Source organism: Pseudomonas sp. ES3-33 (genome assembly GCF_000952175.1).
GTDB lineage: Bacteria > Pseudomonadota > Gammaproteobacteria > Pseudomonadales > Pseudomonadaceae > Aquipseudomonas > Aquipseudomonas gregormendelii.
This window is the reverse complement of record NZ_JZRI01000069.1, coordinates 1-21,111: the sequence shown is the minus strand read 5'-3', so window position 1 is coordinate 21,111 and position 21,111 is coordinate 1. Positions and strand designations below refer to the sequence as shown.

General features: G+C 60.1%; 17 protein-coding genes. 10 read left to right on the top strand and 7 right to left on the bottom strand.

Annotated features, from left to right (window positions below; translation table 11 throughout):
* Window positions 1-53: 53 nt before the first annotated feature.
* The 5 genes from UB23_RS12555 to gcvP all read left to right on the top strand — a co-directional run bounded on the left by UB23_RS12555 (window position 54) and on the right by gcvP (window position 7,503).
* The gene (locus UB23_RS12555; RefSeq protein ID WP_045059644.1) at window positions 54-1,058 is read left to right on the top strand and encodes an extracellular solute-binding protein; all 1,005 of its coding nucleotides are present in this window, start codon (window positions 54-56) and stop codon (window positions 1,056-1,058) included.
* A gap of 141 nt (window positions 1,059-1,199) precedes the next feature.
* Window positions 1,200-2,816, top strand: a complete 1,617-nt coding sequence (locus UB23_RS12550; protein WP_045059643.1) for an ABC transporter permease — start codon at window positions 1,200-1,202, stop codon at window positions 2,814-2,816.
* Window positions 2,817-2,972: 156 nt separating this feature from the next.
* On the top strand, window positions 2,973-4,055 hold the full coding sequence (gcvT, locus tag UB23_RS12545; RefSeq protein WP_045059642.1) for a glycine cleavage system aminomethyltransferase GcvT: 1,083 nt from the start codon (window positions 2,973-2,975) through the stop codon (window positions 4,053-4,055).
* A gap of 49 nt (window positions 4,056-4,104) precedes the next feature.
* Entirely contained in the window at window positions 4,105-4,488 is a 384-nt protein-coding gene (gcvH, locus tag UB23_RS12540; RefSeq protein ID WP_045059641.1) for a glycine cleavage system protein GcvH, read from the top strand.
* Between the two features lie 141 nt (window positions 4,489-4,629).
* Complete coding sequence (gcvP, locus tag UB23_RS12535; RefSeq protein ID WP_045059640.1) at window positions 4,630-7,503, top strand: aminomethyl-transferring glycine dehydrogenase; 2,874 nt, start codon at window positions 4,630-4,632, stop codon at window positions 7,501-7,503.
* A 110-nt stretch (window positions 7,504-7,613) separates the two neighbouring features.
* On the opposite strand, the gene UB23_RS12530 is transcribed toward gcvP, so the two are convergent.
* The 5 genes from UB23_RS12530 to UB23_RS12510 form a co-directional block, all read right to left on the bottom strand.
* Window positions 7,614-7,931: a DUF2388 domain-containing protein gene (locus UB23_RS12530; RefSeq protein ID WP_045059639.1), complete on the bottom strand. Its 318-nt coding sequence runs from the start codon at window positions 7,929-7,931 to the stop codon at window positions 7,614-7,616.
* 68 nt (window positions 7,932-7,999) lie between these two features.
* Window positions 8,000-8,449: an NfeD family protein gene (locus UB23_RS12525; protein WP_045059638.1), complete on the bottom strand. Its 450-nt coding sequence runs from the start codon at window positions 8,447-8,449 to the stop codon at window positions 8,000-8,002.
* Between the two features lie 8 nt (window positions 8,450-8,457).
* Window positions 8,458-9,378 carry an SPFH domain-containing protein gene (locus tag UB23_RS12520; protein WP_045059637.1) on the bottom strand — a complete coding sequence of 307 codons (921 nt, stop codon included), beginning with the start codon at window positions 9,376-9,378 and terminating at the stop codon, window positions 8,458-8,460.
* Between the two features lie 112 nt (window positions 9,379-9,490).
* Entirely contained in the window at window positions 9,491-11,275 is a 1,785-nt protein-coding gene (locus UB23_RS12515) for a GspE/PulE family protein (protein ID WP_045059636.1), read from the bottom strand.
* A 90-nt stretch (window positions 11,276-11,365) separates the two neighbouring features.
* Window positions 11,366-11,704, bottom strand: coding sequence for a hypothetical protein (locus UB23_RS12510; RefSeq protein WP_045059635.1), 339 nt, complete (start codon window positions 11,702-11,704; stop codon window positions 11,366-11,368).
* A gap of 127 nt (window positions 11,705-11,831) precedes the next feature.
* On the opposite strand from UB23_RS12510, the gene UB23_RS12505 reads away from it, so the two are divergent.
* Complete coding sequence (locus UB23_RS12505; protein ID WP_045059634.1) at window positions 11,832-12,302, top strand: Lrp/AsnC family transcriptional regulator; 471 nt, start codon at window positions 11,832-11,834, stop codon at window positions 12,300-12,302.
* A 73-nt stretch (window positions 12,303-12,375) separates the two neighbouring features.
* On the opposite strand, the gene UB23_RS12500 is transcribed toward UB23_RS12505, so the two are convergent.
* A complete protein-coding gene (locus tag UB23_RS12500) occupies window positions 12,376-13,743 on the bottom strand; it encodes a CYTH domain-containing protein (RefSeq protein WP_045059633.1) in 1,368 nt (455 codons plus the stop codon).
* 156 nt (window positions 13,744-13,899) lie between these two features.
* On the opposite strand from UB23_RS12500, the gene argE reads away from it, so the two are divergent.
* Both argE and argA read left to right on the top strand, forming a co-directional pair.
* Window positions 13,900-15,060, top strand: coding sequence for an acetylornithine deacetylase (gene argE, locus UB23_RS12495; protein ID WP_045059632.1), 1,161 nt, complete (start codon window positions 13,900-13,902; stop codon window positions 15,058-15,060).
* Window positions 15,061-15,304: 244 nt separating this feature from the next.
* Window positions 15,305-16,603, top strand: coding sequence for an amino-acid N-acetyltransferase (argA, locus tag UB23_RS12490; protein WP_045059631.1), 1,299 nt, complete (start codon window positions 15,305-15,307; stop codon window positions 16,601-16,603).
* Between the two features lie 98 nt (window positions 16,604-16,701).
* On the opposite strand, the gene tauA is transcribed toward argA, so the two are convergent.
* Entirely contained in the window at window positions 16,702-17,688 is a 987-nt protein-coding gene (tauA, locus tag UB23_RS12485) for a taurine ABC transporter substrate-binding protein (RefSeq protein ID WP_045059630.1), read from the bottom strand.
* A 350-nt stretch (window positions 17,689-18,038) separates the two neighbouring features.
* On the opposite strand from tauA, the gene UB23_RS12480 reads away from it, so the two are divergent.
* The gene (locus UB23_RS12480) at window positions 18,039-19,367 is read left to right on the top strand and encodes an OprD family porin (RefSeq protein WP_045059629.1); all 1,329 of its coding nucleotides are present in this window, start codon (window positions 18,039-18,041) and stop codon (window positions 19,365-19,367) included.
* 367 nt (window positions 19,368-19,734) lie between these two features.
* On the top strand, window positions 19,735-21,069 hold the full coding sequence (locus tag UB23_RS12475; RefSeq protein WP_045059628.1) for an OprD family porin: 1,335 nt from the start codon (window positions 19,735-19,737) through the stop codon (window positions 21,067-21,069).
* Window positions 21,070-21,111 lie beyond the last annotated feature (42 nt).

The following is a 21,111-nucleotide window of genomic DNA, read 5'->3' as shown; positions in this document are numbered from 1 at the left end:
CGAATGTGAGTCCTTATCATTTCGCCTCACACTTCAATCGAGAGACTGCTCCCATGTTGGCACCGAAGCGTCTACTGACCGCACTCGCCCTGACCCTGATCGGCAGCACCATCGCCCAGGCTGCCGATGAGGTAGTGGTTTACTCGTCGCGTATCGACGAGCTGATCAAACCGGTTTTTGATGCCTACACCGCAAAAACCGGGGTGCAGGTCAAATTCATCACCGACAAGGAAGCGCCGCTGATGCAGCGGATCAAGGCCGAAGGCGAGAATGCCACGGCCGACCTGCTGCTCACCGTCGATGCCGGCAACCTCTGGCAAGCGGAGCAGATGGGCATCCTGCAACCGTTCACCTCCAAAGTGATCGACGCCAACATCCCCTTGCAGTACCGCTCCTCCGCTCACGCCTGGACCGGCCTGAGCCTGCGAGCGCGGACCATTGCCTATTCGACGACGCGAGTGAAACCCGGCGAGTTGACCACCTATGAAGGCCTGGCCGACAAGAACTGGGAAGGGCGCCTGTGCCTTCGCACGGCAAAAAAGGTATACAACCAGTCCCTGACCGCGACCATGATCGAAGTCCATGGCGCCGACAAAACCGAGCAGATCCTCAAGGGCTGGGTGAACAACCTGTCCACCGATGTTTTCTCCGATGACATCGCCGTGCTGGAAGCGATCAACGCCGGCCAATGCGATGTGGGCATCGTCAACACCTACTACTACGGCCGCCTGCACAAGCAGAAGCCGGACCTGGCGGTAAAGCTGTTCTGGCCTAACCAGGGGGATCGCGGGGTGCACGTCAACCTGTCGGGTATCGGTCTGACCAAGCATGCGCCACACCCGGAGGCGGCCAAGGCGCTGGTGGAATGGATGACGACCCCTGAAGCGCAAAAAATCTTCGCCGACGTGAACCAGGAATTCCCGGCCAACCCGGCTGTGCCGCCGTCCGCTGAAGTGGCGAGCTGGGGCAAGTTTGTCGCCGACACCTTGCCGGTGGAAATTGCCGGCAAGCGTCAGGCGGAAGCGATCCGGATGATGGATCGGGCTGGCTGGAACTGAGTCTGGTTCTTTAAAGATCAAAAGATCGCAGCCTCCGGCAGCTCCTACAGGGTGTACATAATCCCAATGTAGGCGCTGCGGGAGGCTGCGATCTTTTTGCGTTTTCCCTACACTGCACGATTTTCCCGCGAGAGCGCTTCCTTGGCCCACCCCGCCCAACGCCGCTGGTATCCCCTGGTCTTCGCCATCGCTGCGCTGGTCCTGCTGCCCCTCAGTGTCTTGCTGTTGTCATGGAAGAGCATCGATTTTCAGATCTGGTCCCACCTCTGGGACACCCAGATGCCGCGGCTGCTGGGCAATACGCTGACCCTGGTGGTCGGCGTCGGGGTCGGCGTTACGTTGCTGGGCGTCAGCCTGGCCTGGCTCACCAGCCTCTGTGAGTTTCCCGGGCGTCGTTGGCTGGATTGGGCGCTGATGCTGCCGTTCGCGATCCCTGCGTACGTGCTGGCCTTTGTCTTCGTCGGGTTGCTGGATTTCGCCGGTCCCGTGCAAACCTTGCTGCGTGAATGGTTCGGCACCGGGCTGCGGCTGCCGCGAGTGCGCTCGACCGGTGGCGTTATCCTGGTTCTGGTGCTGGTGTTTTATCCCTACGTTTACCTGTTGGCGCGCACTGCGTTTCTGGCCCAGGGCAAAGGCTTGATGGAAGCCGCGCGCGTCCTTGGTCAGTCCCCGTGGCAGGCGTTCTGGCGGGTGGCACTGCCCATGGCTCGCCCGGCGATCTGCGCCGGCGTGGCGTTGGCCCTGATGGAGACCCTGGCGGATTTCGGGGCCGTGTCGGTGTTCAACTTCGATACGTTCACGACAGCTATCTACAAGACCTGGTATGGATTCTTCAGCCTGTCCACGGCGGCTCAGTTGGCCAGCCTGTTGCTGCTGGTAGTGATGGTGGTGCTGTACGGCGAGCGACGGGCCCGTGGCGCCAACCGGGCGAGCAACGAGCGGCCGCGGGTCAAGGCGCTTTATCACCTGCGCGGCTTCAAGGCGGTCGCCGCCATGAGTTGGTGCGGGCTGGTGTTCGCCTGCGCCTTCGTCATCCCCATGCTGCAACTGGTCGTGTGGTTTTGGCAGCGGGGGCGCCTGGACCTCGATGAGCGCTACGCCGGGCTGATCGTTCATACCCTGTATCTGGGCGCCATGGCTGCGTTGATTACCGTCAGCGTCGCGCTGGTGCTGGCATTCGCCCGCCGCCTGGCGCCGACCCGGGCAATTCGTTCCGGCGTAAGCCTGGCCAATCTGGGATACGCCTTGCCCGGGTCGGTTCTGGCGGTGTCGATCATGCTGGCATTCAGTTATCTGGATCGCGAACTGGTGATTCCGCTGTCCGGTTGGCTGGGCGGGGCGGGCAAGCCGCTGCTACTGGGCAGCCTGTGTGCATTGTTGCTGGCCTACCTGGTGCGATTCATAGCCGTGGCCTACGGCCCCCTGGAAAGCAGCCTGGCGCGTATACGGCCATCTTTGCCCGAAGCGGCACGTAGCCTCGGCGTCAGTGGCCCGCGACTGTTTTTCAAGGTGTATCTGCCGTTATTGCTCCCGGGGACCTTGAGCGCTGCCTTGCTGGTATTCGTCGACGTGCTCAAGGAAATGCCCGCGACCCTGCTGATGCGCCCGTTTGGCTGGGACACGCTGGCGGTGCGGATCTTTGAAATGACCAGCGAGGGCGAGTGGGCGAGGGCTTCCTTGCCGGCGCTGACGCTGGTTATGGTAGGGCTGTTACCGGTCATCGGATTGATCAGACGCTCGGCGCATCGAAACGCCTAGGTGCCAGTCCTACACCTTGCAGCTACAATGCGCGGCATTCGGTGCGGCATGTCCTACAGCTCTGGTCGCTGAAATCGGCTCAAAGCCCTCTAATTCAAGGCTTTCAGCCCATGCAGAACTTGCCCGCACCTTCGCCACGCCCGGAAGGAGAAACCCATGGGACAGCGTACGCCTCTGTATGACCTTCATCTCGCCCTCGGCGCGAAGATGGTCGATTTTGGCGGTTGGGATATGCCCCTGCATTACGGCTCGCAGGTCGAGGAACACCACCAGGTGCGCCGCGATTGCGGGGTTTTCGATGTATCCCACATGACCGTGATCGATATCAACGGCCCCCAGGCCAAGGCCTGGCTCCAGTATTTGCTGGCCAATGATGTCGAGCGACTGCACAGCCCCGGCCGTGCCTTGTACAGCACCATGCTCAACGAGCGGGGCGGCATCGTCGATGACATGTTGGTCTATCGACTCGAGGACGGTTATCGGTTGGTGGTCAACGCTTCCACTCGCGACCAGGACCTGGCCTGGATGCAGGCGCATCTCGACGGGTTCGATGTGCAACTGGTTGAGCGCTCGGAACTGGCCATGCTGGCCATCCAGGGCCCCCAGGCTCGACACAAGATATGCGAACTCGTCTCCCAGTCCCGTGGCAACCTGATCCAGCTGCTCAAACCGTTTGAAGGTCGCAGCGATGGTGACTGGTTCATCGCCCGCACCGGCTATACCGGTGAAGACGGGCTGGAAATTGTCCTGCCCGCCAGTCAGGCGCCGGGCTTCTTCAACGACCTGGTTGGCGCGGGCATTTCGCCGATCGGCCTGGGTGCACGCGACACGTTGCGGGTTGAAGCCGGCATGAACCTTTACGGTCAGGACATCGATCAGGAGGTTTCGCCCCTGGTTTCGAACATGGCCTGGAGCATTGCCTGGGAACCGGCCAGTCGCCAGTTCGTCGGCCGCGCGGCCCTGGAAGCCGAGCGGGCCGGTGGCATTCAACACAAACTGGTCGGCCTGGTGCTGGAAGAGCGTGGGGTACTTCGCGCTCATCAGGTCGTTCGCATAGCCGATGTTGGCGAAGGAGAGATCACCAGTGGTAGTTTCTCTCCTACGCTTAGCAAGTCGATTGCACTGGCGCGCGTGCCGATGGCCACTGCCGACCGCGCCGAAGTGGAAATCCGTGGCAAGTGGTACCCGGTTCGAGTGGTCAAACCGACCTTCGTACGCCATGGCAAAACCTTGATCTAACTTTTTTGGCGGGCACTGACCGCTGATATTTATTCCCGAGGACACAGAAATGAGCAATATCCCTGCCGACCTGCGTTTTGCCGAAAGTCACGAATGGGCCCGTCTTGAAGCCGATGGCACCGTTACCGTGGGCATCAGCGACCACGCTCAGGAAGCCCTGGGTGACGTAGTGTTCGTCGAGCTGACTGAAGTCGGTAAAGTCTTCGCCGCTGAAGATCAGGCGGGGGTAGTCGAGTCGGTGAAGGCCGCTTCGGACATCTATTCCCCGATTGCCGGTGAAGTGATTGCAGTCAACGAAGAGCTGGGCGGTTCGCCCGAGTTGCTCAACACCGACCCGTACGGCGCTTGGATCTTCAAGCTCAAGCCAAGCAACGTGGCTGACCTGGACAAGCTGCTCGATGCCGGCGCCTACAAAGCCGCTATCGGCGAGTAAGCGTTCAGCACCTCCCCAAAGCCCCGACCTGTCGGGGCTTTTTTTCGATCTTTTGATCTTCGCGGGCACCGCGACGGTGCCTGCTATGCTGGTTTGACCGTGTTACATCGACGCCGAGCGCCACTCAAGAGAGAGCCCGTCATGTCCCAGTTGCCGTCCCTGAGCCAGTTACGCGACCCCAATGCCTTCCTTCGCCGGCACCTGGGCCCCGATGCCGCCGAGCAGCAAGCCATGCTCGACAGCCTGGGCATCGGTAGTCGTGTCGAGCTGATCGAGCAGACGGTGCCGCCGGGTATTCGCCTGAACCGTGCTCTTGATCTGCCCCCCGCACTCGACGAAGAAGCGGCGTTGGCCAAGCTGCGCGGTTATGCCCGGCAAAACCAGGTCTGGACCAGCCTGATCGGCATGGGCTATCACGGAACCCTCACGCCGCCGGTCATTTTGCGTAACGTCCTGGAAAATCCCGGTTGGTACACCGCCTACACCCCTTATCAGCCCGAGATCGCCCAAGGCCGACTGGAGGCACTGCTGAACTTCCAGCAGCTGACCATCGACCTTACCGGGCTGGAGCTGGCCAATGCCTCGCTGCTGGATGAAGCCACGGCGGCGGCGGAAGCCATGGCGCTGGCCAAGCGCGTGGCCAAGTCGCGAAGCAACCTGTTCTTCGTCGATGAAAACTGTCATCCGCAGACTATTTCGGTGGTGAAGACCCGCGCAGAAGGTTTCGGTTTCGAGCTGATCATCGACTCGGTGGACAACCTCAGGCAGCACCAGGTCTTCGGCGCGCTGCTGCAATATCCCGACACCCATGGCGAAATTCGCGATCTGCGCCCGCTGATTGATCACTTGCATGCACAGCAGGCGCTGGCCTGCGTCGCGACCGACCTGTTAAGCCTGCTGATGCTCACAGCGCCGGGAGAACTGGGGGCCGACGTGGTGTTCGGCTCGTCCCAGCGATTTGGCGTGCCCATGGGCTACGGCGGGCCCCATGCGGCATTCTTTGCCAGTCGCGAAGAGTACAAACGGGCGATTCCGGGGCGCATCATTGGTGTGTCCAAGGATGCGCGCGGTAACGTCGCCTTGCGCATGGCCCTGCAGACCCGCGAGCAACATATTCGCCGCGAAAAGGCCAACTCGAACATCTGCACCGCCCAGGTCCTGCTCGCCAACATTGCCAGCTGCTACGCGGTCTACCACGGGCCTGAAGGGCTCAAGCGCATCGCCCAAAGGGTTCATCGCCTGACCTGCATCCTGGCTGCGGGACTTGAGCGCCACGGCATCATCCGTCTCAATCAGCACTTCTTCGACACTCTGACCCTGGAGGTCGGCGGTACCCAGACGGCGATCATCGAAAGCGCCCGGGCGGCGCAGATCAACCTGCGCATCCTGGGGCGCGGGCAACTGGGTCTAAGCCTGGACGAAACCTGCGATGAAACTACCGTAGCCCGATTGTTCGATGTGTTCCTGGGTGCCGATCATGGGCTCATCGTCGAGGAAATGGACGCGCAAGCCCTGGCGAGCGGTATTCCAGAGGCGCTGCTCAGGACCTCTCCCTACTTGCGCCACCCGGTGTTCAACGCCCATCACAGCGAAACCGAAATGCTGCGCTACCTCAAGCAGCTGGAGAACAAGGACCTGGCGCTCAACCAGTCGATGATCCCGTTGGGCTCCTGCACCATGAAGCTCAACGCTACCAGTGAAATGATCCCCATCACCTGGCCCGAGTTCGCCAACCTGCATCCCTTCGTGCCGAGGGAGCAGGCGGCGGGATATACGTTGATGATCGAGGAGCTGGAGCGCTGGCTCTGCGCGATCACCGGATTCGACGCTATTTGCATGCAGCCCAATTCCGGTGCCCAAGGCGAATACGCCGGGCTACTGGCGATTCGCAAATACCATGAGAGCCGGCAGCAGGGCGCGCGGGATATCTGCCTGATTCCCTCTTCGGCCCACGGTACCAATCCTGCTTCGGCGCAGATGGCCGGGATGCGCGTGGTAATCGTCGAGTGCGACGAGGCAGGTAATGTCGATCTCGACGACCTGAAAGACAAGGCCGCCGCCGCAGGGGACAAACTCGCCTGCCTGATGGCGACGTATCCTTCAACGCATGGTGTGTACGAGGAGGGGATCAGCGAAATTTGCGAAGTTGTCCACAGCCAGGGTGGCCAGGTGTACATGGACGGCGCCAACCTGAACGCCCAGGTCGGGCTAGCGCGCCCGGCCGACATTGGTGCGGACGTCTCGCACATGAACCTGCACAAGACCTTTTGCATTCCCCACGGCGGGGGCGGGCCTGGCATGGGGCCGATCGGCGTGCGGGCGCACCTGGCGCCGTTCGTGGCCAATCACCCCGTCGTGCCGATTGACGGGCCGCTGCCACAGAATGACGCCGTGAGTGCCGCTCCCTGGGGCAGCGCGAGCATTCTGCCGATCAGCTGGATGTATATCGCGATGATGGGGCCACAGTTGGCCGATGCCAGCGAGGTGGCGATTTTAGCGGCCAATTACCTGGCACAACATCTGTCCGGGGCTTTTCCTGTGCTCTACACCGGGCGCAACGACCGGGTTGCGCATGAATGCATTCTCGACTTGCGCCCCTTGAAAGCGTTGACCGGGATCAGTGAGGAGGACGTTGCCAAGCGTTTGATGGACTACGGTTTTCATGCCCCGACCATGTCGTTTCCGGTGCCCGGTACCTTGATGGTGGAGCCTACCGAAAGCGAATCGAAAGCGGAGCTGGACCGCTTTATCGGTGCGATGCTCAGCATTCGCGCGGAAATCACCGAGGTACAGAACGGCAACTGGCCAGCTGAAGCCAACCCGCTCAAGGGCGCGCCACATACGTTGGCCGATATCACCGGGGTTTGGGAGCGGCCCTATAGTATCGAGCAGGCGGTGACGCCGGATGCCCATACCAAGGCGCACAAATACTGGCCGGCGGTGAATCGGGTGGACAATGTGTACGGCGACCGCAACCTGTTTTGCGCGTGCGTGCCGGTGGATGATTACCGCTGATAAACCCTTGGCACATGGGGCATCACAGAGGAATGTCACGGGGGACGCAGAGGTTATGTCAGGCAAAAAAATGCCGCTCATGGGAGCGGCATTTTGTTCAGCCAACAGGCTTATTCCGAGGCAATGGCATTCTTCGCCAAAATCGCATTCGCCAGTTCCATGTCCGTGGCCTGCAGGCCAGGATTGTCGGCGCGGACTTTCTGCATGGCGGCTTCCAGGTACGGGCCGCGGATGCCGCCGTCGCTGGCGACGAAGCTACCTGCGTCATCTTGAGCCGCGACAATCAGCTTGTGATCCTTGAACGTCAGGTAAGTCGAACCGGTGGTGGCGCCGGACGAGATGACGTTACGCCAAAAGCTGTCGGCCATCGCCGATCCGACTGGAAGGGACAGCAAGGCGAGGGTAGCGACAGCAAACTTGAAACGCATGATGGGTGACTCCGCTGGATTAACTACCCCGTTTGATCGCCAATCTGGCAATCCAGTTCCGTGGTGGCTCACTCGGTAGGTTCAACCAGCAGGATCGCCCCTTGCTGCCCGGTCACCCGCACCCGACTGCCGGGGTCCGCATCGGGTCCGCGGGCCATCCACACGCCGTCGGCCACCTTGATCTTGCCGCGTCCGTCGACGATCGCTTCGTGCACGACAAAGGTCCTGCCGATCAACTCCTGCCCTCGCAAGTTGAGGTTCGGCTCGTCACTCTGGCGTACTGCGCTGCGCTGGCGTCGCCACCAGTACAGCGCCGTGGCGATCGAGAACAAGCCGAACAGCAGGAACTGCACCTCCCAGGACATCCCCGGTAGCAGGAAGGTCAGCACGCCAACAGCCGCGGCGGCCATGCCGATCCACAGCAGATAGCCGCCGGCTCCGAACACTTCAAGAATCAGCAGCAGCGTGCCGACGGCAAGCCAGTCCCAGAACGACAGATTTTGCAGGAATGCCCACATGGTATGCCTCAGGCCTTCTTGTTATCGAACGTCGCCTTGACGATTTCGCCGATGCCACCGACCGCACCGATCATCGAACTGGCCTCAAGCGGCATCAGGATCACTTTGCTGTTGTTGGCCGAGGCCAGCTTGCCCAGCGCATCGATGTACTTCTGCGCGACGAAGTAATTGACCGCCTGCACGTTGCCGCCGGCGATCGCTTCGGACACCACCTTGGTGGCCTGGGCTTCGGCTTCGGCTTGACGCTCCCGGGCTTCCGCTTCGAGGAATGCGGCCTGGCGACCACCCTCGGCTTCGAGGATCTGCGCCTGCTTCTTGCCTTCGGCCGTCAGGATCGCTGCGGCACGCAGGCCTTCGGCTTCGAGGATCTGGGCGCGCTTGATCCGCTCGGCCTTCATCTGCCCGGACATCGCGGCCATCAGGTCGGCGGGTGGGCTGATGTCCTTGATTTCGATTCGGGTGATCTTGATGCCCCACGGTGCAGTCGCCTCATCGACGGTGCGCAGCAGTTTTTCGTTGATCCCGTCACGCTGGCTGAGCATCGCATCCAGCTCCATGGAGCCAAGGACGGTACGGATGTTGGTCTGCAGGAGGTTGCGAATCGCGTGTTCGAGGTTGTTGACCTCATAGGCCGCCTGCGCCGTATTGACCACCTGGAAGAAGCACACCGCATCGATCTGCACCGTGGCATTGTCGGCGGTGATGACTTCCTGCGGCGGAATATCCAGCACGCTTTCCATCACGTTGATTTTGCGGCCGATGCGGTCCATGACCGGAATGATGATGTTCAGGCCGGGCTTGAGGGTGTTGGTGTAACGGCCGAATCGTTCGACCGTCCATTGGTAACCCTGGGGCACGACTTTGAAACCCATGAAAAGAATGGCGACCACCAGGCCGACAAAAAGCAGGAGCACGGTACCGATCTGCATAACAATTCCCTGTTGAGTGCATCAATGAATTCTCGACCGCAGAAGTGTAGCGGTGCAGGTCATGGATATGAACCGGAACCGGGCCCTCGCATCATCAAGAGACACAAAAGGATTACTTCTGCTCGCTCTGTGGCGTGACCCGCAGCACCTCTTCGATGGTCGTCAGCCCCGCCGCGACCTTCTGTGCCCCGGATAATCGCAGGCTGCGCATGCCTTCCTTGAAGGCCTGCCTGCGCACCGCCAGCAAGTCGGTATCGGGACTGATCAGCGCCTTGATTCCGTCGGTCAGCTGCATGATTTCATACACGCCCGCACGTCCGCGGTAGCCGGTGTCACGACACTCCAGGCAACCGATGGCGCGCTGTGCGTTACCTGGCAGCGGTGCCTGCCATGGTCTGGTCAGGGTTTGCCAGTCTTCTTCGCCCAGGGCCAGCGGCGCCTTGCAATGCGGACAAAGGGTGCGTACCAGGCGCTGGGCCATGACGCCGAGCACCGTGGCCTTGATCAGGTAGTGCGGCACGCCCAGTTCCAGCAGGCGGCTGATGGCACTGGGTGCATCGTTGGTATGCAGCGTCGACAGCACAAGGTGGCCGGTGAGCGCCGCCTGGATCGCCATTTCAGCGGTCTCGAGGTCGCGGATCTCGCCAATCATGATGATGTCCGGGTCTTGCCTCATCAGCGCGCGCACGCCGGCGGCAAAGGTCAGGTCGATGTTGTGCTGGACCTGCATCTGGTTGAACGCCGGCTCGACCATTTCGATCGGGTCCTCGATGGTGCACAGGTTAACCTCGGGCGTCGCCAGCTTCTTGAGGGTGGTATAGAGCGTGGTGGTCTTGCCGGAACCGGTCGGCCCGGTGACCAGGATGATGCCGTTGGGCTGGCGAGTCATGTCCTGCCAGCGGCGCAGGTCTTCGGCGGAAAAACCCAGCTGATCGAAGTCCTTGAGCAGCACTTCCGGGTCGAAAATCCGCATGACCATTTTTTCGCCGAACGCCGTCGGCAACGTCGACAGGCGCAGCTCGACCTCACCCCCATCCGGGGTCTTGGTTTTCACTCGGCCGTCCTGGGGTTTGCGTTTTTCCGCAACGTTCATCCGGCCCAGGCTTTTCAGGCGGCTGACGATTGCCATGGTCACCTGCGGCGGGAATTGATAGACGTTGTGCAGCACACCGTCGATGCGAAAGCGCACGGTGCCCTGCTCACGCCGCGGCTCGATATGAATATCGCTGGCGCGCTGCTGGAAGGCGTATTGGAACAGCCAGTCGACGATGTTGACGATGTGCGCGTCGTTGGCGTCCGGTTCCTGGTCGCTGGCGCCGAGGTTGAGCAACTGTTCGAAGTTGCCCATGGAATTGATCTGTTGATCACCGGTGGTCGCGCCGCTGACTGATTTGGCCAGGCGGAAAAACTCCACGCTGAAGCGCTGGATGTCCACCGGGTTGGCCACCACCCGTTTGATCGGCAGCTTCAGGACATGGGTCAGGTCGGCTTCCCAGCCGTTGACGTACGGCTGGGCGCTGGCCACGGTAACGGCGTCGCGGTCGACCGAGACGGCAAGAATCTTGTGGCGCTGGGCGAACGCGTAGGACATCAGCGGCGTGATGGCCGCAACATTGATCTTCAGCGGATCGATGCGCAGGTAGGGTTGGCCGGCCTGCTGCGACAGCCACAGGGTCAGGCTTTCCAGGTCGAGATGTTTGCCGGGGCGGCTGAGGTCATCGAGATGCTGGCCGGCGATGAACTCCAGTGGGTGCAGTTGGCCGTTAGCCGCGTGGCGCCGCCTGGCATTGAGTGCGAGTTCGGCCGAGTCCTGGCTGATAAAGCCTTGGGCGACCAGTTCGCGCAGCAAATCATTGAGATCCAGCCAGCGGTCCTGAATGGCGAGTTGAACGGACATGCGGGCTCCTCATGAACAACAGTGCGCAAAGGATAGACGCGCAGCCGCCAATCGTTGGGCCACTACCCGACGAAGCCGTATCGAGGGGTTTCAGCCTGTCGCTTGAGCCGCGATATTCCAGGAGGAATCGGCGTTTTGCAGATCGACCGAGCAGACGCTGATCAGATTACGCAATTTTTCCGCTATCACCTCGGCACGATGCCAGCTCAAGCCATCAATGACGATATGCATCGACAACAAATCGTCGCTGCGCTGCACATTGACCTGGTGCGGGGTGAGGCATTGCAGGGCAAACAGATTGAGCGCGCGACACAGCAGGTCGGGTTCGGCCTCGGCCAGCAACTGGTAGTGCACCCGGCAATGGGCGGTATGGACGTTCCAGACATCGGGGCGCAAGTGTGGACTTTTTACGGCTTCGAGGTGAGGCATGGGGCAGGCTCCAGGATCAATGGAGGAATTTTTACATTCGAAGCCGGGTATTTCTTATCTATGATGGACCTAATTGGCGATTCTTCGAATCGTACAATTCAATTTAATAGGGTTAGCGGGTTTATTTATGCACAGTGATCTGGATGGCTACGACCGCAAGATTCTTGCCCTGCTGCAGGAAGATGCTTCGCTCTCCAGTGCGCAGATCGCCGAGCAGGTGGGATTGTCGCAGTCGCCCTGCTGGCGGCGTATCCAGCGGATGAAAGAGGAGGGGATCATTCGCGGCCAGGTGACGCTGCTGGATCGCAAAAAAATCGGGCTGAACACACAGATTTTCGCCGAGATCAAACTCAACGCCCATGGGCGCTCGAACTTCACCGAATTCACCGAGGCGATTCGCGGTTTCCCCGAGGTGCTGGAGTGTTATGTACTGATGGGTTCGGTGGATTTTTTGTTGCGGATCGTCACGGCGGACATCGAGGCGTATGAGCGGTTTTTCTTCGAGAAGTTGTCGATGGTGCCGGGGATTCAGGAGGTGAACTCGATTGTGGCGTTATCGGAGATCAAGTCGACGACCAGTTTGCCCGTGTTGCGGTGAAGCAAAAGATCGCAGCCTGCGGGGGAATGTGTATATCCGTAGGAGCTGCCGAAGGCTGCGATCTTTAACGATGTTACATTCGCAGCAACATTTTCCAGGCACGATTCTGATAAACCGCAATCGCCTGCTGCTTGCGCGCATCCAGGGATTCGTCGGTAATCGGCTCGTTGGCCAGTTGCGCCAGCTGTTTCAGCTCACCGTACAGGCGATCCATTTCCGGGATCTCCAGCACGCTGCGGGCATGGTGCAGCCAGGACTGGATGCGCTCGATGCGCGGCAGTTGCTCGGCGAGGTCTTCCGGTTGCTGCTGATAGCGCTGCAGCTGCAAGGACGTTGCCTCTTCGCCCAGCAGGCGTGGAAGCCAGCTGCCCAGTTGCGCCGCGCCCTGGCGATTGCCTCGTACGTTACGCTCGGCGGTCCAGGTACGGGCCAGCAACCAGCGCGAAGTGTTGAGGGAGAACAGACCCCAGCGCGGGTCTTCGAGCTCTTCCAGGAATTGTTCAGGCGCGGCTTTGCGCACATCCTCGTCATCCACCCCGGCCTGGACCAGTGGGCGCCAGTCTTCGAGCAACGCGTCCAGCGCGACTCGCAGGTCGTGGGTCGATTGACGCGGTGCGGCTTGCCCCAGGCTGCTGAGCAGTGCGCGCATTTCAGCCAGGTTCTCGACCCAGTCCTGCAGCAAACGCCAGTGGCCATTGAAGCGGTACTGCTCGGCCAGGCGCTGGCTACTGCCCAGCAAATGCCAGCACAGCGCGGCAAATGCGTCGTCCAGCGACATTTCGGCGCTGATTTGCGGTGCCGGCAGGCTCAGTGAATAGCTGTTGGCGTCGTACAGGCGATAACCGCGCTCGGCCTTGCTGATGTCACACGGCATCAACGCCAGGGTTGCGGCCAGTTCGGCAGCCAGTTCCAGCAGAGCAGCAGGTTCGCCTTCGCGCAGTTCCAGTTCCAGCTCGCAGATTTCTTCTTTCTGCTTGCCGACCACTACATGGCCCAGGTCCAGCGCGGCTTCGATGACCACCTTGGTTTTGCCACGGCCCCAAGCGATTTCGGCACGTTCGCGAACGAAGTCGGTGGTGAAGATGGCTTTCAGGGTCTTCTTGTCCAGTTCGGCCAACTCTTCAGGCCAGCATTCGCCGTCGAGTTTTTTCACATCGAGCTTGGCTTTGGGCAGTTTCCAGTCGTATTCGTTACGCTCGGACAGACCGGCAACGCTGTGGCCGCGGGTCTTGAGGGTCTGAATCACTTCTTCGCCATCACGGCGCAGGCGCAGGGCAACCTTGGCGCGGGCCAGGTCGCGCTCAGGCGTGTCGAAGTACTGGTTCATCAGTTCACGGCGTTCCCAGCCACTTTTGTTGCGTTTTTTCAGTAGCGGGTGCTCGCGCAGAGCTGCGAGGGTTTCGCGGCTGACGCGGAGTTTGATTTCGGTTTCTTTCTGCATGGCCGGAAAATCCAGGATCGGGAGCGCAGCCGGGGGAATGTGTGGCTGCCAAGGCCGTGCAGTGTACAGGACTCGTCCATCCTACGCCCCGCGACGGTTTATTCCTGCCGCCAGATAGCTCTATGATGGACTTCAATTCGGGAGTTGGAGTCAGCGATGCCTTTGCCGTCCATGAAAGATCAGTTCGCTGCGCTGATCGCTGCACCGTCCGTCAGTTGCACCCAGGCCAGTCTCGATCAGACCAACCGCCCTGTCATCGACCTCCTGGCCACCTGGCTGGGCGACCTGGGTTTTGCCTGCGACATCCAGCAGGTCAGCCCCGGCAAATTTAATCTGCTCGCCAGCTTCGGTTCCGGTCCTGGTGGCCTGGTATTGGCCGGGCATAGCGACACCGTGCCGTTCGATGGCGCTTTGTGGCAGACCGATCCTCTGAAGCTGACCGAAGTCGACGGCCGCTGGGTGGGTTTGGGCAGTTGCGACATGAAGGGTTTCTTCGCTTTGGCGATCGAAGCCGTCATACCCTTGCTCGACCAGCCGTTCAAACAGCCGCTGCTGATCCTCGCCACCTGCGATGAAGAAAGCTCGATGTCCGGTGCCCGCGCGCTGGCCGCAGCCGGACGGCCGCTGGGGCGCGCGGCAGTGATCGGCGAACCGACCGGCCTGAAGCCGATCCGCATGCACAAGGGCATCATGATGGAGCGCATCGACATACTCGGGCAGAGTGGCCATTCCTCCGACCCCCGCCTGGGACACAGTGCCCTCGAAGCGATGCACGATGCCATCGGTGAGCTGCGTGGCCTGCGCTTGCTCTGGCAACGCGAGTTTCGCAACCCGCAGTTCGGCGTACCTACGCCCACGATGAACTTCGGGTGCATCCACGGCGGCGACAATCCCAACCGGATTTGCGGGCAGTGCTCCCTGGAGTTCGATTTGCGACCGCTTCCAGGCATGGACCCGAAGGCCTTGCGCGCGGAGATTTTGCAGCGGCTCATGCCGGTTGCCGAACGGCATCAGGTAAAAATCGATTACGCGCCGCTATTCCCTGAAGTGCCGCCGTTCGAGCAGGCTGAAGACGTTGAACTGGTACGCGTCGCCGAAAAGCTCACAGGTCACATAGCCGAAGCAGTGGCGTTCGGCACCGAAGCGCCTTATCTTCAGCGCCTTGGTTGTGAAACGCTGGTGCTTGGTCCTGGGGATATAGCCTGTGCCCACCAGCCGGGGGAATACCTCGAAATGTCACGTTTGCAGCCTACGGTGCATCTATTACGACAACTGATTGAACATTACTGCCTGACACCGGCCAAATCTGTCGGTTGAACGCTATCGCCGTAGGCGCTGCCGCAGGCGGCGATCTTTGATCTTGTTTTTAGGAGCAACATCAAAAGATCGCAGCCTGCGGCAGCTCCTACACCGTTCGCCGTGTAAATTGCCGGTCATCAATCCCGTATTCATGAGGAGAGCGCGCGTGTCGCCAAGCCTGTTCCGACGATAACCATCAGCCCGCTGTGCGTTGTTCCGTTTCGCCCATTTTTTGGCTGCTATTTATTACAGGCCCAGGTTCATGCCCGAATACGTTAATTGGCTTCGTCACGCTTCCCCCTACATCAACGCCCACCGCGATTGCACCTTCGTTGTCATGCTGCCCGGCGATGGCGTGGAGCATCCAAACTTTGGCAACATCGTCCATGACCTGGTGCTGCTGCACAGCCTGGGCGTGCGGCTGGTGCTGGTTCACGGCTCCCGTCCACAAATCGAAGCGCGCCTGGCTGCCCGTGGCCTGACCCCGCATTACCACCATGGGATGCGTATCACCGATGCCGCCACCCTTGAATGCGTGATCGATGCCGTCGGCCAGCTGCGGATCGCCATCGAAGCGCGATTGTCGATGGACATGGCATCTTCGCCGATGCAGGGCTCGCGCCTGCGGGTGGCCAGCGGCAACCTGGTAACTGCACGGCCGATCGGCGTGCTCGAAGGGGTTGATTACCACCACACCGGTGAGGTGCGTCGGGTCGACCGCAAAGGCATCAATCGCCTGCTGGACGAGCGCTCCATCGTGTTGCTGTCGCCTTTGGGCTATTCGCCAACCGGCGAGATCTTCAATCTGGCTTGCGAAGACGTCGCGACCCGCGCCGCCATCGACCTGGGCGCCGACAAATTGCTGCTGTTTGGTGCCGACCTGGGCCTGATCGACGAAAACGGACGCCTGGTGCGTGAGTTGCGTCCTCAGCAAGTGCCGGCGCACCTGCTGCGCCTGGGCAGCAATTATCAGGGGGAACTGCTCGATGCCGCTGCTGAGGCCTGCCGTGGCGGTGTAGCACGCAGTCATATCGTCAGTTATGCCGAAAACGGTGCGCTGCTGACCGAGCTGTTCACCCGCGACGGTGGCGGTACCCTGGTGGCCCAGGAGCAATTCGAAATCGTGCGCGAAGCGGCGATTGAGGACGTCGGTGGCTTGCTGGACCTGATCAGCCCGCTGGAAGAGCAGGGCATCCTGGTGCGTCGTTCCCGAGAGGTGCTGGAGCGCGAGATCGAGCAATTCAGCGTGGTCGAGCGCGAAGGCATGATCATCGCCTGCGCGGCGCTGTATCAGATTGCCGATTCGGATGCGGGTGAGCTGGCGTGCCTGGCGGTCAACCCGGAGTACCGCCACGGCGGGCGTGGCGATGAACTGCTGGAGCGCATCGAAACCCGCGCCCGGGCCCAGGGCCTGAAAACCCTGTTCGTCCTCACGACCCGTACCGCCCACTGGTTCCGCGAGCGCGGGTTCGTGCCAAGCAGCGTGGACCGGCTGCCGTCGGCGCGAGCGTCGCTGTACAACTATCAGCGTAATTCGAAGATCTTCGAAAAAACCCTGTAACGCAATCCCCCTGTAGGAGCTGCCGCAGGCTGCGATCTTTTGATCTAAAAACAAGTCAAAAGATCGCAGCCTGCGGCAGCTCCTACGGGGGATCGCGTTTATTCCACGTATTTAGAGCTGACGTACGCCGAATAATCCGGCAGCACCGTCTCGACCTTGCCCTGTTCCTTCAGGAACTTCGCGGTCTCGCCAATCGCCTTGGCCGTGCCGCCCTCCAGCAGCGCGGTGGTCTGCTGTGCCTTGGCGTCCGGGAAAGCCGAGCCGGCCAGCAGTTCAGGCACATCGGCGGCATTGGCCCCGGTCAATTTGGCGATTTTCTGCACCGGCACCGAATCGGCAGTCCAGGTGTCTTTATGCGCGGCGTAGTCAGCGAATGAGTCCAGGGTGACCTTGGCGAACCTGGCAATCACTTCCGGGTGCTTCTCCGCGTAATCCTTGCGCGCCACCCACACTTCGAAAGTCGGAGCGCCCCATTGGCCAACCTCGGCCGCATCGGTCAGGGTCTTGCCGGTCTTGCGGATTTCGCCCAAGGCAGGCGACCAGACGAAGGCCCCGTCAATATCACCACGCTTCCAGGCAGCAGCAATTTCCGCCGGCTGCAGGTTCACCACCTTCACTTGCGAAGCACTCAGGCCCCAATGCTTCAGTGCGCCGAGCAGGCTGTAATGAGAGGTGGAAACGAAGGGCGTGGCGATGGTCTTGCCGATCAGATCTTCCGGTTTATTGATCCCGCTCCCGTTACGGACCACCAGCGCCTCGGCGGCATTGATCTGCGCCGAAACGATGAAGGCAACGATTGGCAGGTTCCGCGAAGCCGCGGCGGCCAGCGGGCTGGAGCCCAGATTCCCGATCTGCACATCCCCGGAAGCAATGGCCGTGACCACCTCCGGCCCGCTGTTGAAGCGGCGCCAATCGATTTTCTGGCCAATGGTTTTCTCATACAGGCCGTCGGCCTGCGGCACCTTGCTGGGATCAATCCCGGTCTGATATCCCACGGTGAGGTTGGCGGCGACGGCGTTAAAAGAAATTAAAGCCGATACACAAACTGTAACAATTGGATTGGATAGTGCGCGCTTGATTGTCATGGCCTGGTCTTCGATGAGAGGGAATACGGATTTCCGTTAAATCTAATCGATCTAAAAAACGGCCAATAAATATCTTTTAGGTATTAGCTTATAGGCTCGCGTTCACCGGACCGCGCGCTGTGGTCAGTTCCTAAAGGCTATTAAAAAACATCGGATGCTTCGTATTGGATTTATGCAAAGCGCATTTATCTGCCGACGCTGGATTCACGGGGATTAGACCATGGTCGTAGTCACATACGGTTACGATTGACTTGCAGGTCACGGTCTGGCGCTAATCGCAAATCCTAGGATCCCGGGCATTTGACCCAGGGCCAGGAATACAAAAATTAGAAACGAGAGGAGCTTAAAAAATGAACAAGTCCACCTTGGCCTTGGCCGTGGCCGTAGGGGTAATGGCGCAGCAGGCAGGCGCCGCCGGATTCATTGAAGACAGCAAGGCTTCCGTCAGTTCTCGCACCATGTATTACAACGCCGACACTCGCGAAGGCGCCGCCAATGATCAGCGCGAAGCTGCTCAGGGTCTCAAGTTCGACTACCTGTCGGGCTTCACCCAAGGCACGGTCGGCTTCGGCTTTGACGCCCAGGCGCTGGTCGGCATTCATCTGGACGGTGGTCGCGGTCATCACCCGGACAACAACTCATTCTTCCCAAGTGACACTGACGGCTCGGCATCCGACCCGTGGAGCCGGGTAGCCGGTAACGTCAAGGCACGTATCTCGAAAACCGAAGCCCACCTCGGTGGTGCCTTGCAACCGAGCATGCCGGTACTGATCGCGAACGACAGCCGCCTGCTGCCACAGACCTTCGAAGGCGGCACCATCACCTCGAAGGAAATCGACAACGTCACGTTCAACGCCGGCCAGCTCGAGCACGCCGCGGGTCGAGCGTCGTCGAACACCACCGGTCTGGCAGTCGCTGGCGGCACTGAAGAAAGCAACAAATTCCGTTACGGTGGTGCTGACTGGAAGGTCACCAAAGACCTGATGCTGCAGTACTACTACGCCAATCTGGAAGACTACTACAAGCAGCATTTCCTGGGCCTGGTACACGTCTACCCGATCAGCGCCACCCAGTCGTTCAAGACTGACCTGCGCTATTTCGACAGCAGCTCCGACGGCAAGAACGGTGATGCGGGTTACCGCTTCAACAACAACGGCGGTTATGCGAAGAACCCGGGCGAGGTGGATAACCAGACCTGGAGCGCCATGTTCACCTACACCCTGGGTCCGAACGCATTCTTGCTGGGCCATCAGCGAGTCAGCGATGACGGTGGTTTCGTCTACCTGAACCAGGGCAGCGTGGTCGACGGCAATGGTCGCAACGAAGGAGCCGGCGGTTCGAGCTTCTACTCGTTCACCGACGCCATGATCAACGGCTTCGTGCGTGCAGGTGAGAACACCACATTCGGTCAGTACACCTTCGACTTCGCATCCCTGGGCGTTCCAGGCCTGAAGGCCTCGGCCGCTTATCTGCGCGGCGAGGACATCAAGGCCACCAACGGCGTTGGCAAAGACCAGACCGAGTGGGAGCGCGACCTGCGCGTGGACTACGTGATTCAAACCGGCGCGCTCAAGGGGTTCGGCACGACCCTGCGTCACGGCACCTACCGCGGCGACACCAACATCTCCGCGCAAGACCAGACCCGCGTGATTTTCAACTACACCTATAGCTTCCTGTAACACCCAGCGCGGAAAAAGCCCTGCCAGCTGGCGGGGCTTTTTTTCGGATTTTTTCTTATATTCAAATTGGGTCTTACTATGTAATTTATTATTCCTTTTGGCTTTTAACGCGAAGCCCTAAAGTGCGTCCCGCTGGGGCCGATACCGGTGGCCTGACACGATTAAATGCCATCCCTTATTCCTGAATGGCATTAAAAGAATGAAATTATTTTTTATCCGTTTACCATGCGGGCCCCATTTCCCTTGGTCAGACGCCCGGGGTAGACGCATCACGCGATGACCCGTGGTTTGCGGTCACCGCGCATTTCAGGATCCAGAGCATTCGACTCTGGACCGAAAAAAAATTAGAGACGATAGGAGCGAAACAATGAACAAGTCCACTTTGGCCCTGGCTGTGGCCGTAGGGGTTTTGGCGCAGCAGGCAGGCGCCGCCGGTTTCATCGAAGACAGCAAGGCCACCCTGGGCCTGCGCAACTTCTACATCAACACCGATAACCGTGACGGTACCGGCGCCAATAAAAACGAAGAATGGGGCCAAGGCTTCGACCTGCGTTTCATCTCCGGCTACACCCAAGGAACTGTTGGCTTCGGTATCGATGCCATTGGCCTGCTGGGCGTACGCCTCGATTCCGGTGGCGGTACTAACGGTGCGACGGCCACTTCCTATGGCGGCACCGTGTTCCCTAGCAAATCCAACGGTGAAGCGGTCGATAACTTCTCCAGCCTGGGCCTGACGGCCAAGGCCAAGATCTCCCAGACTGAATTGAAGCTGGGTACCTTGCAGCCGAAGAACCCGGTCATTGTCACTAACGACGGTCGCCTGCTGCCACAAACCTGGCAGGGTGGCCAGATCACTTCTGGCGAGATCAAGGACCTGACCTTGGTCGGTGGCCAGATCGAGCACGTCAAAGGTCGTAACTCCAGCAACAATGAACAACTGTCGATCGGCGGTGCCAACGCTCGTGTCGCCAACAGCAACAAGTTCATCTATGCCGGCGGTGACTACAAGATCACCAAAGACCTGACTGCCCAGTACTACTACGGCAACCTGGAAGATTTCTACAAGCAACACTTCCTGGGTCTGGTGCACAACTGGGCAATCGGCCCGGGCGTTCTGAAATCTGACCTGCGTTATTTCAATAGCTCGGATGACGGTGCCAACTCCAATACCGCTGCTTACTTCAGCAACGGTAACTACAACGGCGTGCCAAGCGGTAAAGGCCCGGTCGATAACAACCTGTACAGCGGCCTGTTCCTGTACACCGTTGCCGGTCACACCTTCGGTGGCGGTTACCAGGTCAGCAACGGCAGTAGCGATTTCCCTTGGTTGAACCAGGGCGACGGTTCGTCGAACTACACCATCACTGACATGCAGATCCAGAAATTCGGCCGTGCTGGCGAGAAAACCTGGCAAGTACGCTACTCCTATGACTTCGCTAAAGTCGGCGTGCCTGGTCTGACTGCTGGTGCTGTGTACCTCAAGGGTGACGATATCGACACCGTTGGTGCAAACCGTCAGCAGGCCGCTTCGGGTGCCTCCGAGTGGGAACGCGACTTCACCCTGGCTTACGTGGTACCAGAAGGCCCGCTGAAAAACGTAGGCTTCATGTGGAAAAATGCTACCTGGCGCACCGACCTGCCGAACACCCGTTCGCAGGACGAAAACCGCCTGATCCTCAGCTATTCGATCCCGCTGTTGTAATAGCGCTCGCGTTACTGAAGTAAAAAAAGCCCTGCCCGGCAC

Coding starts and splice junctions, on each gene's coding strand:
- UB23_RS12555 (WP_045059644.1), top strand. CDS start 54: ATGTTGGCACCGAAGCGTCTACTGACCGCACTCGCCCTGACCCTGATC.
- gcvT (WP_045059642.1), top strand. CDS start 2,973: ATGGGACAGCGTACGCCTCTGTATGACCTTCATCTCGCCCTCGGCGCG.
- gcvH (WP_045059641.1), top strand. CDS start 4,105: ATGAGCAATATCCCTGCCGACCTGCGTTTTGCCGAAAGTCACGAATGG.
- gcvP (WP_045059640.1), top strand. CDS start 4,630: ATGTCCCAGTTGCCGTCCCTGAGCCAGTTACGCGACCCCAATGCCTTC.
- UB23_RS12530 (WP_045059639.1), bottom strand. CDS start 7,931: ATGCGTTTCAAGTTTGCTGTCGCTACCCTCGCCTTGCTGTCCCTTCCA.
- UB23_RS12525 (WP_045059638.1), bottom strand. CDS start 8,449: ATGTGGGCATTCCTGCAAAATCTGTCGTTCTGGGACTGGCTTGCCGTC.
- UB23_RS12520 (WP_045059637.1), bottom strand. CDS start 9,378: ATGCAGATCGGTACCGTGCTCCTGCTTTTTGTCGGCCTGGTGGTCGCC.
- UB23_RS12515 (WP_045059636.1), bottom strand. CDS start 11,275: ATGTCCGTTCAACTCGCCATTCAGGACCGCTGGCTGGATCTCAATGAT.
- UB23_RS12510 (WP_045059635.1), bottom strand. CDS start 11,704: ATGCCTCACCTCGAAGCCGTAAAAAGTCCACACTTGCGCCCCGATGTC.
- UB23_RS12505 (WP_045059634.1), top strand. CDS start 11,832: ATGCACAGTGATCTGGATGGCTACGACCGCAAGATTCTTGCCCTGCTG.
- UB23_RS12500 (WP_045059633.1), bottom strand. CDS start 13,743: ATGCAGAAAGAAACCGAAATCAAACTCCGCGTCAGCCGCGAAACCCTC.
- argE (WP_045059632.1), top strand. CDS start 13,900: ATGCCTTTGCCGTCCATGAAAGATCAGTTCGCTGCGCTGATCGCTGCA.
- argA (WP_045059631.1), top strand. CDS start 15,305: ATGCCCGAATACGTTAATTGGCTTCGTCACGCTTCCCCCTACATCAAC.
- tauA (WP_045059630.1), bottom strand. CDS start 17,688: ATGACAATCAAGCGCGCACTATCCAATCCAATTGTTACAGTTTGTGTA.
- UB23_RS12480 (WP_045059629.1), top strand. CDS start 18,039: ATGAACAAGTCCACCTTGGCCTTGGCCGTGGCCGTAGGGGTAATGGCG.
- UB23_RS12475 (WP_045059628.1), top strand. CDS start 19,735: ATGAACAAGTCCACTTTGGCCCTGGCTGTGGCCGTAGGGGTTTTGGCG.